This window comes from Pseudonocardia sp. CA-142604 (assembly GCF_050948475.1).
GTDB lineage: Bacteria > Actinomycetota > Actinomycetes > Mycobacteriales > Pseudonocardiaceae > Pseudonocardia > Pseudonocardia alaniniphila.
Genome location: NZ_CP192045.1, coordinates 8,398,511 through 8,412,089, shown reverse-complemented (window position 1 = coordinate 8,412,089; position 13,579 = coordinate 8,398,511). Strand labels below are relative to the sequence as shown.

8 protein-coding genes are annotated in these 13,579 nt (G+C 70.4%); 2 read left to right on the top strand and 6 right to left on the bottom strand.

Annotated elements, in window-relative coordinates:
• Nucleotides 1-91: 91 nt before the first annotated feature.
• The 3 genes from ACQPZQ_RS38080 to ACQPZQ_RS38070 all read right to left on the bottom strand — a co-directional run bounded on the left by ACQPZQ_RS38080 (nucleotide 92) and on the right by ACQPZQ_RS38070 (nucleotide 5,581).
• Entirely contained in the window at nucleotides 92-1,510 is a 1,419-nt protein-coding gene (locus tag ACQPZQ_RS38080; protein WP_433289162.1) for a maltokinase N-terminal cap-like domain-containing protein, read from the bottom strand.
• Complete coding sequence (gene treS, locus ACQPZQ_RS38075; RefSeq protein ID WP_433289160.1) at nucleotides 1,507-3,258, bottom strand: maltose alpha-D-glucosyltransferase; 1,752 nt, start codon at nucleotides 3,256-3,258, stop codon at nucleotides 1,507-1,509. The genes ACQPZQ_RS38080 and treS overlap by 4 nt, the downstream gene beginning before the upstream one ends.
• Nucleotides 3,259-3,601: 343 nt before the next feature.
• Entirely contained in the window at nucleotides 3,602-5,581 is a 1,980-nt protein-coding gene (locus ACQPZQ_RS38070) for an alpha-1,4-glucan--maltose-1-phosphate maltosyltransferase (protein ID WP_433289158.1), read from the bottom strand.
• 231 nt (nucleotides 5,582-5,812) lie between these two features.
• Between ACQPZQ_RS38070 and glgP the strand changes: the two genes are divergently transcribed.
• Together glgP and ACQPZQ_RS38060 are read left to right on the top strand one after the other, a co-directional pair.
• On the top strand, nucleotides 5,813-8,377 hold the full coding sequence (glgP, locus tag ACQPZQ_RS38065) for an alpha-glucan family phosphorylase (protein ID WP_433289156.1): 2,565 nt from the start codon (nucleotides 5,813-5,815) through the stop codon (nucleotides 8,375-8,377).
• Nucleotides 8,378-8,821: 444 nt separating this feature from the next.
• Nucleotides 8,822-10,084: an FAD-binding oxidoreductase gene (locus tag ACQPZQ_RS38060; protein ID WP_433289154.1), complete on the top strand. Its 1,263-nt coding sequence runs from the start codon at nucleotides 8,822-8,824 to the stop codon at nucleotides 10,082-10,084.
• A gap of 18 nt (nucleotides 10,085-10,102) precedes the next feature.
• Here ACQPZQ_RS38060 and ACQPZQ_RS38055 read toward each other — a convergent pair whose 3' ends face one another.
• The 3 genes from ACQPZQ_RS38055 to glgX form a co-directional block, all read right to left on the bottom strand.
• On the bottom strand, nucleotides 10,103-11,083 hold the full coding sequence (locus ACQPZQ_RS38055; protein ID WP_433289152.1) for a DUF6454 family protein: 981 nt from the start codon (nucleotides 11,081-11,083) through the stop codon (nucleotides 10,103-10,105).
• Between the two features lie 230 nt (nucleotides 11,084-11,313).
• Nucleotides 11,314-11,535 (bottom strand): FmdB family zinc ribbon protein, encoded by a 222-nt coding sequence (locus ACQPZQ_RS38050; protein WP_433289150.1) that lies wholly within the window; start codon nucleotides 11,533-11,535, stop codon nucleotides 11,314-11,316.
• Nucleotides 11,536-11,552: 17 nt separating this feature from the next.
• Nucleotides 11,553-13,556 carry a glycogen debranching protein GlgX gene (gene glgX / locus ACQPZQ_RS38045; RefSeq protein WP_433289148.1) on the bottom strand — a complete coding sequence of 668 codons (2,004 nt, stop codon included), beginning with the start codon at nucleotides 13,554-13,556 and terminating at the stop codon, nucleotides 11,553-11,555.
• Between the last annotated feature and the right edge of the window lie 23 nt (nucleotides 13,557-13,579).

Genomic DNA, 13,579 nt, shown 5'->3' with positions numbered 1-13,579 from the left:
TTCGCTGCCGACCCTGGCTCGACCATCCGGTGTACCCGGCCGGAACCGACCAGCGGCCCGTAGGTGATCTCTGTGCGGGCGCCCGGTCGGATCAGCCGACGCTCCTGGTGTCGCCGCGCTCGGACATGGCGTCGGCAGTGAGCCGGGCGATCGAGGCCAGCGGGATCTGAGCCCACGACGGGCGGCTGCGGGTCTCGTAGAGCACCTCGTAGACGGCCTTGTCCAGCTCGTATCCGCGCAGCAGCACGGCCTGGTCGCGGGGATCGGAGCCTGCCCGGAGCGTGTAGCCGTCGCAGAACGCCGACCGGTTGCGCTCGGCCCATTCCTTGGCCCGCCATGCCATCTGCGAGTCGTGGTCCGGGTTGGTCAGATCGCCTGCGGGCTCCCACTGCGAGAGCTGGTGGAAGGCTGCGTAGTCGAACGAGCGCAGCATCCCGGCGATGTCACGCAGCGCCGAGTCGGGCTTCACCCGCTCGGCGAGCGGTGCGGCAGGCTCTCCCTCGAAGTCGATCACGAGCCAGCCGAACGGTGTGCGCAGCGTCTGGCCGAGGTGCAGGTCGCCGTGCACGCGCTGGGTGGGGATCGATCCCTCCACCGTGGCGACCGCGTCGTAGACCTCGCGGATCGGCTGCACGTACGGCTCCAGCGTGGGCACCTGCGCCACCACGGCGGAGAGCCGCTCGTGCCACGTGGCCGCCAGTGCGCGCGGGTTGCGCTCGCTCGTGCCGAGGGCCCGGCGCAGCTCGGCGTGCACCACCGCGACGGTCTCTCCGAGCCGTGATGCCTCGCCCGCGAAATCGCCACCGACCTCGTCGGCGTGCAGATCGCCCTCGGCCAGCAGGTCACGCACGCTCGCGAGCGCCATCGACCAGCCGTCGGCCGAGTTGGCGGCGAAGTCCTGCAGCATGGCGAGCGTGACGGGCTCGCCGTCCAGCACACCTTCGATCGCCCCCTGCAAGGCGGCGACCTCCCGGCTTCCCACTGACCGCAACGCGCGGTGGAGCTCCAGGTCCGGGTTCACGCCGGAAGCCATCCGGCGGAACAGCTTGAGGATCGACTGGTCGCCCCAGGACACCGACGTGTTGGACTGCTCGACGCCCATGACACGCCCGATCGCACCCTCCGCGATCTTGGCGCCGGGCTCGGGCACGAACCGCACGTCACCGACGGTGAGCCCGCTGCGCACCGCTTCGAGCAACCACTCGGTGACCGTGGGGTCCCACAGCCCGTCGTAGGCCATGCAGTTGCCGACCTGTCCGATGCACGCGTGCTCCAGCTCGCCACGCAGGTGCTCCCTGCGGGCGACGAGTAGCTGGTAGTGCTGCACCGGGGAGTCGTCGTCGAACGCGACGGCGAACAGCACGAGGTCGAGGAGCGGTTCGTCCTCGGTCAGGAGCGGTGTGACGCTGGTCAGTGCCACCTGCCGGACCGGTCGGCCCTTTGCGGCGAACCAGCGCTGCTGAGGCAGCCACTGGGGCAGCAGGGACGGGAGCTCCTCGGCCAGACTCACGCAGACTCCTCCGCAGGGGTGATCGAGAACCAGTAGAAGCCGTGCCCTGGCAGCGTCAGCAGATAGGGCAGCTCACCGATCCGCGGGAACGGCACTCCTCCGGTGAGTTCGTGGGGGGCGCACCCCTGCCACGGCGACAGGTCCAGCTCGACGGGCTGCGGGAACCTCGACATGTTGTTCACACACAGGACGACGTCGTCGCCGTAGCTGCGCACGTAGGCGAGCACCGATGGGTTGGTGCCGCCGAGCTCCTGGTATTCGCCCACACCGAAGGCGTGGTGGCGCTTGCGGACCTCGATCATGTGCCGGTTCCAGTGCAGCAGCGACGTCGTGGAGTTGACCTGCGCCTCGACGTTGACGGCCTGGTAGCCGTAGAGGGGGTCCATGATGATCGGCAGGTACATCCGCCCCGGGTCGCACGTGGAGAAACCGGCGTTGCGATCGGGCGTCCACTGCATCGGGCTGCGCACCGCGTCGCGGTCGCCGAGCCAGATGTTGTCTCCCATACCGATCTCGTCACCGTAGTACAGAACAGGTGAGCCGGGCAGGGACAGCAGGAGGGCCGTGAACAGCTCAAGCTGGTTGCGGTCGTTCTCCAGCAGCGGGGCCAGCCGGCGGCGGATCCCGATGTTGGCCTTCATCCGCGGGTCCTTGGCGTACTCCGCGTACATGTAGTCGCGCTCTTCGTCGGTGACCATCTCGAGCGTCAGCTCGTCGTGGTTGCGCAGGAAGATGCCCCACTGCGCCCCGGACGGGATCGACGGCGTCTGGGCCAGGATCTCCGAGATCGGGAAGCGGTTCTCCCGGCGCACCGCCATGAAGATGCGTGGCATCAGCGGGAAGTGGAATGCCATGTGGCACTCGTCGCCGCCGACCTCCGCGTCGCCGTAGTACTCCACGACGTCCGACGGCCACTGGTTGGCCTCGGCGAGCAGCACCCGGCCCGGGTACTCGTCGTCCATCACCTTCCGGCAGCGCTTGAGGAAGGCGTGCGACTCCGTGAGGTTCTCGCAGTTGGTGCCCTCCCGCTCGAACAGGTACGGCACCGCGTCGAGCCGGAAGCCGTCGATCCCGAGGTCCAGCCAGAACCGCAGCACCTCGAGCATCGCTTCCTGGACGGCCGGGTTGTCGTAGTTCAGGTCGGGCTGGTGGGAGAAGAAGCGGTGCCAGTAGAACTGCCCGCGCACCGGGTCGTAGGTCCAGTTCGACGTCTCGGTGTCGACGAAGATGATCCGGGCGTCGGCGTAGCCGGAGTCGTCGTCGGCCCAGACGTAGTAGTCGCCGTAGGGGCCCTCGGGGTTGCGCCGGGACTCCTCGAACCACGGGTGCGTGTCGGACGTGTGGTTCATGACCAGGTCCGTGATCACCCGGATGCCCCGCTTGTGCGCCTCGTCGAGCAGCACGACGAAATCCTCGACCGTGCCGAACTCGGGAAGCACCGCCCGGAAGTCGCGGATGTCGTAGCCGCCGTCGCGCAGCGGCGAGTCGTAGAAGGGCGGCAGCCAGAGGCAGTCCACACCCAGCCACTGCAGGTAGTCGAGCTTCTCGGTGAGTCCGCGCAGGTCTCCCGTGCCGTCGCGGTTGGAGTCGGAGAACGCTCTGACGAGCACCTCGTAGAACACGGCCCGCTTGAACCAGTCGTGGTCGACGTCGAGCGTCCGAGCGTGGTCGTACTCGTCGGAGGAGTTCTCGATCAGCTGGTCATCTGAGGAGTTTTGGGCGGCAGCGGCCGAGGTGTCGATGGACATAGGGGTATCGCGTTCCTACCGGGCGGGGACGGATGGCGGGAGGAGCACCCGGCCAGTCTTACCGGGCGAAGGGCCCGCGCGCAGAACGTGGCTCGGTAGCTGGGGTGAGAGTAACTGTTGCACCCGGCGCGGCAACGACCGCGCTCGTCTTCGGGTGCGCTGTAGAGATGAAGTTCTGGTAACCGATCTCCGACGAACTGCTACCGATTTCGCCCGGGCCGATCAAGGGCACAGCCGAAACGATCTTGAGCACCCGGAGGGGGCCGGTACCCAGGCAAAAGACGTCGTCGCGCGCCCGGATATTCCGGGCGCGCGACGACGGTGAGTGGATTCCGGCGGCGGGCTACGCCGTCGGCCGCTCCACGCGGAAGATGTGCGCGACGTGGGCCAGGGGGTCCAGCCGGACGTAGTTGAACTGGCCCCACTGGTAGGACTCGCCGCTCACCTCGTCGTGCACCGTGACGGTCTCGTCCCAGTCCACGCCGAGTGCCGGCATGTCCAGTGACGTGGTGCCCTCCTGCGCGAACTTCGAGTCGAGCGTGCACACCACGAGCACGGTGTCGCCCGTGGCAGGCTCGGTCTTCGAGTAGGCGATGAGCGCGTCGTTGTCGACGCTGTGGAACTGGATGTCGCGCAGCTGCTGCAGCGCCGGGTGCGCGCGCCGGATCTCGTTGAGCCGCGTGATGTAGGGCTCCAGCGACTTGCCGCTCGCCGCGGCTCCCTCGAAGTCACGCGGGCGCAACTCGTACTTCTCCGAGTTGAGGTACTCCTCGCTCCCGGGCTTGACGGGCTCCCACTCGTACAGCTCGTAGCCGGAGTAGACGCCCCACGTCGGCGCCATCGTGGCGGCGAGGGTGGCCCGGATGGCGAACATCGCGGGGCCGCCGGTCTGGAGCGACTCGTGGAGGATGTCCGGGGTGTTGACGAAGAGGTTGGGCCTCGCCTCGTCGGCCCGCTCCGCATGCATCAGCGCGAACTCGGTGAGCTCGGCCTTCGTGGTGCGCCAGGTGAAGTAGCTGTAGGACTGCGTGAACCCGAGGCGGGCCAGCCCGAACAGGCGCGCGGGGCGCGTGAACGCCTCGGCGAGGAAGAGTACGTCCGGGTAGCGGGACTTCACCTGCCAGATCAGCCAGTGCCAGAAGTTCGGCGGCTTCGTGTGGGGGTTGTCCACACGGAAGATCCGGACGCCGTGCTCGACCCAGTGCAGAACGACGCGCAGCGACTCGGCGTAGATCCCGGCCGGGTCGTTGTCGAAGTTGATCGGGTAGATGTCCTGGTACTTCTTCGGCGGGTTCTCGGCGTAGGCGATGGTGCCGTCGGGCCGGACCGTGAACCACTCCGGGTGCTCGGCCACCCACGGGTGGTCGGGGGCGCACTGGAGCGCGAAGTCCAGCGCCACCTCCATGCCGAGGTCGTGGGTGCGCGCCACGAATGCGTCGAAGTCGTCGATCGTGCCGAGCTCGGCCTCGATCGCGTCGTGCCCGCCCTCCGCCGAGCCGATGGCCCACGGGGAGCCGACGTCGCCGGGGCCTGCGTTCACGGAGTTGTTGCGGCCCTTGCGGTGCACCGTGCCGATCGGGTGGATCGGCGGGAGGTAGACCACGTCGAAGCCCATCGCGGCGATGCGGTCGAGCTCCTTGGCCGCCGTGACGAACGAGCCGTGCACGGCGCGGCCGGTCTCGTCGCGACCACCCGTGGAGCGGGGGAAGATCTCGTACCAGGAGCCGAAGAGTGCCCGCTCCCGGTCGACATATATCTGCTGGGGACGGCCCCGCGTGATCAGCTCACGGATCGGGCGCTCCGTCATGATCGTCTGGACGGCCGGGAACAGCGCCGGCGCGACCCGGGCGTGGAGCGGCAGCGCGGTGTCGCGCAGGGCGTTGGCGGCGCCGAAGAGCAGGTCACGGTGGTTGCGCTCGCCGGGACGGCGGCCCACTCGCTGCAGCAGCCGGGCGCCGACCTCGAGGTCGTTGGCCAGCTCGTCGGGGCCCTGGCCCGCATCGAGCTTGACGGTGACGGCGTGGCGCCAGGTGGACCAGGGGTCGCTCCAGGCGTCGACGCGGAAGGTCCACAGGCCGGACTCGGGCGCGGTGACGATGGCTGCGAAACGGTCGGTGCCGGTGCCGGTGGGGGTCATGCGGACGTGGTGGGCGGGCTCGCGACTGCCCACCTTCTTCCAGACCACGTTGGCGGCGACGGCGTCATGGCCTTCCCGCCATACCGTGGCGCCGATAGGGATCACCTCGCCGACCACGGCCTTGCTGGGATGGCGGCCACCGCTCACCGAGGGGCTGACGTCATCGATTCCCAGCCGACCCGTCATCGTCGGCTCACCCCCCAGCTGCACGCCCATCGCGGAAGTCACAAACCTATCTACCCGTTATGGCCCAGGTCAGAACGGGTCACTGCCGTTCACGTGATCGTGACCTGATGTCCGCCGTACGGACGAAGCCGCGTCGGCGCGGCCTCTCGGTCGCCCCCGCCGCGGGCCGCGCGGTGGAAGGCCGCACAACGCTTGACCGATCACGGAATCCATTCATCTATGGTTCCCGCCGTGAGAGCTCTCCGGCGGTTCACCGTACGCGCCCAGCTGCCAGCGCCGCTGGCACCGCTACAGGCCCTGGCGACCAATCTGCGGTGGAGTTGGCACGCACCGACGCAGGATCTCTTCGCCGCCCTCGACCCGGACGCCTGGGAACGGGCGGGACACGACCCCGTGCGGCTGCTGGGCGAGATCTCCTCGGCGCGCTTCGGTGAGCTCGCCAAGGACGCCGACACCGTCGTCACGGTGCGGGAGCTGGCCGACGATCTGGAGAGCTACCTCCAGGAGCCGCGCTGGTACCAGATCGAGCGCGAGGACGACCCCAGCCTGCCTGCGGCCGTCGGCTACTTCTCCATGGAGTTCGGCGTCAGCGAGGTGCTGCCGAACTACTCCGGTGGGCTCGGCGTGCTCGCGGGCGACCACCTCAAGGCCGCCTCCGATCTGGGCGTGCCGCTGATCGGGGTGGGGCTGCTGTACCGGTCGGGGTACTTCCGGCAGTCCTTGTCGTTGGACGGCTGGCAGCTCGAGCACTACCCGGTGCTCGACCCCCAGGGCCTCCCGCTGCAGCTGCTCACGGACGCCGACGGGCAGCCCGTGCTCATCGACGTGGCCATGCCGGCGGGGCGCACCCTGCGGTCCAGGGTGTGGCAGGCGGCCATCGGCCGGGTGCCGCTCCTGCTGCTCGACTCCGACATCGAGGAGAACGAGCCCGACTACCGCAGCGTCACCGACCGGCTCTACGGGGGCGACCAGGACCACCGCATCCGGCAGGAGATCCTCGTCGGCATCGGCGGGGTGCGTGCTGTGCGCGCGTTCTGCGCGGTCACCGGCCACGCCGAGCCCGAGGTGTTCCACACCAACGAGGGGCACGCCGGCTACCTGGGACTGGAGCGCATCCGCGAGCTGCTGGCCCGTTCGGAAGCCGGTGTGCAGCCCCTCACCTTCGACGAGGCCGTCGCCGCCGTCCGCGCAGGCACCGTCTTCACCACCCACACCCCGGTGCCCGCTGGCATCGACCGGTTCCCGGTCGACATGGTGCAGCACTACTTCTCCGACACCCTGCTGCCGGGGGTGCCGATGGACCGGATCCTCGCGCTGGGCGCCGAGGAGAACCCGAACATGTTCAACATGGCGCACATGGGGCTGCGGCTGGCCCAGCGCGCCAACGGCGTCTCTCGGCTGCACGGGCGGGTCTCGCGCAGCATGTTCGGCGGGCTCTGGGAGGGCTTCGACGCCGACGAGGTGCCGATCGGCTCCGTCACGAACGGCGTGCACGGCCACACGTGGGAGGCCAGGGAGGTCACGGCGCTGCTCGGCGACCCCGGGCCGGGTGCCATGGCCGGGCAGCCGTCGCACGAGCCGGTGCCCGACGAGACGCTCTGGGAGCTGCGCGGCGCGTTGCGTGCCCGGCTGGTCTCCGAGGTTCGGCGCCGCGTCCGGGAGGCGTGGCTGCAGCGCGGGGCGTCGACGCCCGAGCTGGGCTGGACCGACCAGGTGTTCGACCCCGAGGTGCTGACCGTCGGGTTCGCCCGGCGCGTCCCCACCTACAAGCGGCTCACCTTGATGCTGCGTGACAAGGACCGGCTGCGCGACCTGCTGCTCGACCCGCACCGGCCGGTGCAGCTCGTCGTCGCGGGCAAGAGCCACCCCGCAGACGACGGCGGCAAGGCGCTCATCCAGGAGGTCGTCCGCTTCGCCGACGACCCTGCGGTGCGGCACCGCATCGTGTTCCTGCCCGACTACGACATGTCGATGGCCCGCTACCTCTACTGGGGCTGCGACGTGTGGCTGAACAACCCGTTGCGCCCGCTGGAGGCGTGCGGCACGTCGGGGATGAAGTCGGCGCTGAACGGGGGGCTCAACCTCTCGATCCGCGACGGCTGGTGGGACGAGCTCTATGACGGCGCCAACGGATGGGCCATCCCCACCGCCGACGGGATCGACGACCCGGTGCGCCGCGACGACCTGGAGGCCAACGCCCTCTACGAGCTGCTGGCCACGCAGGTGGCACCGGCGTTCTACGAACGCACCGACGGTGTGCCCGTGCGCTGGACGGAGCTGGTGCGCCACACCCTCACCACGCTGCGCCCCCAGGTCCAGGCCACCCGCATGGTGCGCGAGTACGTGGAGGACTGGTACGCCCCCGCCGGGCGCGCCGCCGCCCGGATCGTGGCCGACGACTACGGGCCCGCGAGGGAACTGGCCGCCTACCGGGCCCGGCTCAACGCGGCGTGGACGCGCGTGGGTGTCACCGGCGTCGACGCCTCCGGGCTGCCGGACACCCCTGAGGTCGGCGCGGCCATGACGGTGCGGGCCGCCGTGGAGCTCGCCGGACTCGCCCCGTCGGACGTCATCGTGGAGGCCGTGGTGGGACGCGTCGGCCACACCGACGACCTGGCCGACGCGGTGACCGTGGCGATGCAGCACGTCGGCGACGCGGACGGGATGGGTGAGCGCTTCGAAGCGGTCGTGAAGCTCCCGCACGCCGGCCTCACCGGCTACACGGTCCGCGTTCTGCCGTCGCACCCCCTCCTGGCCACGCCCGCGGAACTGGGCAAGGTCGTACTCGCCCACTGACGCCGACTCGCCGCGAACCGAACGGCACGGACCCGGTGGACGAGCGCCCCGTTCGTTGGGGCGGGCACCGGGGACGGTGCCGAATGACCTGAGCCGGGGTCACGTTCTCCGCAGTCCTGAGTGGACCCAGCGGCACTCTCGTCCGTAACCATCGGACGGGGGTGCCATTCGTTCGGCCAGACTTGTTTTGTTACTTGCCGGAATTCCCGAGAGCAGTTGAAATGGGACGTTTTCCGTGTTCAGCGGGCCGGCAGCTCGTGTACGGTCGGGGCGGAAGCGGGTTCGAGCGAGCCGAATTGCCGGCGCGGGCGTTCATGAATCGCTCCTTTCTGGCGGGGGTGTGTCATTCCGGAGGATTCTGCTGTCTCTGCGAAGCGGGCCGCGGAGGAACTGCGAGAACGGATCGCGGGCTCGGTTCTGCTGCCGGGTGATGCCGGTTACGACGTGGCGCGGGCGGTCGTGAACCAGGCCGTCGACCATCGGCCGGCTCTGGTCGTGCGGGGTGTGAGCACCGAGGACGTACGGGCCGCGGTGCGCGCGGCTCGATCACACGGCCTGCCGTTGTCGGTACGCGGCGGCGCCCACGACTGGCTCGGACGGGCTGTGCGGTCCGACGGGTTGGTGCTCGACATGAGCGGGCTGCGGGCCGTCGAGGTCGACGCCGGGGCGCGGGTGGCCACGGTGGGAGGAGGGGTGCTCTCGGGGAGCCTCGCGCAGGCCGCCGCGGAGCACGGGCTCGCAGCGGTGCTCGGCACCGTCAGCGTGGTCGGGGTGGCCGGGTTGACGATGGCGGGTGGGTACAGCCCGCTGAGCCCGCGGTTCGGCCTGTCGCTGGACAACCTGCTCGGAGCGGAGATCGTCCTCGCCGACGGCACGGTGCTGGACGTCGACGAGTCGCAGAACGTCGACCTGTTCTGGGCGCTCCGCGGTGGAGGCGGCAACTTCGGCGTCGTCACGTCGATGCGGATCCGGCTCCACGCCGTTCCCACGGTGATCTCCGGGCCGATCGTCTTCCCCTGGTCACAGGCGGAAGCGGTGCTGCGCGGGCACGCCGAGTTGGCTGCGGCCGCGCCCGACGAGCTCGGCATGGTCGGGGGCATCGTCCCGGGCCCTGACGGAGCGCCGGTGGTGGCGTTGACGCCCGTCTGGTCCGGAGATCCGGCGGAGGGCGAGCGGTTCCTGGCCGAGGTGGCAGCACTGGGCAAGCCGATCGTCGAGCAGGTGCGGCCGATGCAGTTCCCGGAGACCTTCGTACCGGCCGACGCCCGGGCGGCCGTGCCGGCACGGTCCGCGATGCGCACCCGATCGTTGGCTGAGCTGGGCCCCGACTCGGTGGCCACGCTGGTTGCCGCCGGTGGTGACCGGACCTCGCCGCTGTCGGTCGTGTCGTGGCAGTACCTGCGAGGGGCCGCCACGCGCGTTGCCCCGGACGCCACCGCGTTCGGGACGCGCCGGGACCACTTCATGCTGCAGATCATCCCGGTGTGGGACACGGCCGACGGGGCCGAGCGGCACGTGGCCTGGGCCGAGGGGCTGAGCCGTGCGTTGGCCCCGCAGGCCCTGCCGGGCGGCTACCCCAACCTGCTGGCGCCGGACATGCGCGAGCAGACCGAGCATTCGTATGGCGGGAACCTGCCGAGGCTGCGGCAGGTGAAGCAGCACTACGACCCGGACTCGGTGTTCACGGCGACGCCGATCCCCGCCTGAGACCCGGATCGGTCGTGCTCAGCCCTCCGCTGCGACCGTCGCCTGCCAGGTGTAGATCTGCGTGCCGGCGGTCTCCTCGCCGTTGTCCGGCGCCGCCCACATCGTGATCACGTCCCCGTCCGCGGCGAGCTTCAGCGGGTTTCGGGTCATGACGTGGCCGGCGGCCGACCACTGCTGGAACGGGAACTCATTGACGACGGTGTGCGAGCGCAGGTCGAGAAGCGCTACGCCGCCGAGCTCGTAAGTGGCCTTCGCGCCCCCGGCGCTCGGTGTCTGCGGGAGGTTCGTGATTCCTCCGCAGGCCATCTTTCCCTTCGGCACGTACTGGCAATCCTGGAAGTCCACCAGGTTCTCCGGGTTCTTCCACGTGGTGACGGGCTTGCCGCTCGGCGTCCACTCGTAGAACTTCCGCGAGCCCCAGTTGTTGCCGACCAGGTGCCCGGTGGAGGCGTCGTAGACGATTCCGCCGATGTGGTCGTCGACCGTGAACTCCGTGGTGACATCGAGGGTCCGGACGTCCACACGGTCGATCTCGGCCGTGCTGCCCGGCCGGTACTGCGCTACGGGGATCCAGAGGTCGTCGCCGTGCAGGTCGATTCCGCCGGGGTGGTAGACGTCGCCGTGGCCGAGGATGACGTCCTTGACGAGCTTCCCGTCGCGGTCGATGACGAACAGGTGGCCGATCCCCTTGCCGGGCGTGCGGTCGAACCCGTCGACGGGCGCGGGATACGTCTTCGTGGGTTCGATGATCTGCGTGGACGTCAGGTAGAAGCGGTCGGCCGTGACGACGAGTCCTTCAGGGTGGTACGTCGGGAAGCCGAGCGTCACCGTCGACAGGAGCTGCCACTCGGTGGAGCGGTCCACTGCTGCGAGATCGGAGGCCAGGTCACCGTCGGAGGCGGCGGGGGAACTCGCCCCCGGCTCCGCGACGGCGTTGCCGGCGGCCGGGAGCAGAGCCGCGAGTGCCAGTGCCGCCGCAGCGGCTCCCACAGCGAACATGCGCGAACGACGACCCATGGCGGTGCACTTCTCCTGCGTGAGGCGGCCAGTGAGGAACCGGCCACCGCAGCGTCGCCGTCGCGGGACCGCGCGAGAACGCTAGAGATCGTCACTGGCCCCGAGTGCGCACCGACGTGAACAGGGCCGAACATCCACCCGACATCCCGCGACGGCTGGCGGACGGCAGGCCCCGCGGGTCAATTCCGGTGAGCAGGGATCACCGGAGCGGCTCAGCCGCAGCAGCCGCCGCCGCAGCAGCCGCCTCCACCGCCACCGACCCGGGCGGGTGCGGCGGAGCGCGAGCTCAGTCCGCCGACGGCCACGGTGGTGAGCAGCTTGACGGTGTCGTCGTGCCCGTCGGGGCACGGGGCCGGGTCGCTCGCGGCGGTCATCGAGCGGCTGACCTCGAATGTGGAACCGCACTCACGGCAGCGGAAGTCATAACGGGGCACGGAGGGAGCGTACGTCCTCACGAGGTGCGCAGGAGGAGCAGCGAGCGAGGCGGGAGGGTGATGGTCGTGCGGCCGGGCAGGGGGCGCGTGCTCACCGGGTCGCCGTCCGGGCGGGTGCTGTCGAGCACCGGCGTGAACGGGCCGCCCCGGGGCAGCGTCGCGGCCAGCGCGGGATCGCCGGCGTGCAGGAGAAGCAGCCACTCCGCCCGCAGCAGGCCGAGGCTGTGCAGGTTGCCGTCGTGCCAGTCGTGCCCGCCCATCCGGCGCCCCGACGGGTGCCACCAGAGCACCTCGCCGTCGCGGTAGAAGCGGTCGCGGTGCAGGGCGGGGGAGCTGCGCCGGATCTGGGCCACGCGAGCGGTGAACGCGGTGAGCGCGGCGGCCTCGTCGTCGGTCCAGTCCACCCAGGACGTCTCGTCGTCGAGGCAGTAGGCGTTGTTGTTGCCGCCCTGGGTGCGCCAGAGCTCGTCGCCTCCGAGCAGCATCGGGGTGCCGGTCGACAGCAGCAGCGTGGCGAGCATCGCGCGGGCCGTCGCCAGCCGCCGCGAGACGAGCACCGGCGAGGTCGTCTCGCCCTCGACGCCGAAGTTCTGCGAGCGGTTGTCGTCGGTGCCGTCACGGTTGTGCTCGCCGTTGGCCTCGTTGTGCTTGTGCTCGTAGGAGACCAGGTCGCGCAGGGTGAAGCCGTCGTGCGCGGTCACGAAGTTCACCGACGCCCACGGACGGCGACCCGAGAGCCGGTACAGGTCCGAGCTGCCGGTCAGCCGCGAGGCCACCTCGCCGATGCCGCCGTGGCCGCGCCAGAAGTCGCGCACGGCGTCGCGGTAGCGGCCGTTCCACTCCGACCAGGCCACGCCGAACCCGCCGACCCGGTAGCCCTCGCCCGTGGCGTCCCACGGCTCGGCGATGAGCTTGACGCGGGACAGCACCGGATCGACCGAGATCGCCGTGAGCAACGGTGCGTTCGGGTCGAACGCTCCTGACCGGGGCCGCCCGAGCACGCTCGCGAGGTCGATGCGGAAGCCGTCGACGCCGAAGGTGGTGACCCAGTGCCGCATCGCATCGCACACGAGCCGGATCACGGTGGGCGAGCCGGCGTCGAGCGTGTTGCCGGTGCCGGTGATGTCGGCGTCGTGGCCGTTGCCGCCCAGCGAGTAGTACGCGGGCGCGTCGAGGCCGCGGTAGGACAGCGTGGTGCCCCCGACCCCGCCCTCCGCGGTGTGGTTGGGGACGAAGTCGAGGATCACCTCGATGCTCGCCGCGTGCAGCGCGGCGACCATGGCGCGGAACTCCTCGATCTCCGCTCCCGGGACGCTCGCGTACCCGGCGTGCGGGGCGAGGAAGCCGAGCGTCGCGTAGCCCCAGTAGTTCGTCCGGCCGCTCTCCACCAGCGGTGGCTCGTCGGCGATCGACGCCACGGGCAGCAGTTCGACGGCCGTGACGCCGAGCGCGCGCAGGTGTTCGACCACGGCAGGGTGGGCGAGCCCGAGATACGTGCCGCGGTGCTCGGGCGGCACCTCGGGGTGCAGCTTCGTGTAGCCGCGGACGTGCAGCTCCGTGATCACGGTCTCCGACCACGGCACGTCCGGGCGCGGCCCCGCCGCGAGGACGTCGGGTTCGGTGACGACCGAGAGAGGCACGTGGCCGAGCGAGTCGACGGTGTTGAGCAGGCCGGTCATGGGGTCGTCGACCCAGCCGCGCGCTGCGTGCAGGTCGGTGACCCGGCCCGTGATCCGCCGGGCGTAGGGGTCGACGAGGATCTTGGCCGGGTTGGCGCGCACGCCGTCCCACGGCCGGTACGGACCGTGCACCCGGTAGCCGTAGCGCTGCCCGGGCATCACCCCTGTGAGGTACCCGTGCCAGACGCCGAAGGTGCGTTCCGTGAGCGCCACGCGCTTCTCGCCCAGCGCCCCGTCGGTGCCGTCGATGAGGCACACCTCGACCGCGTCCGCGCTGGTGGAGGCCACGGCGAAGCGGACGCCGCCCGCGTCGGCATGGGCACCCAGAGGGAAGACCGGCACGATCGGCGAGGATAGGGCCGTGG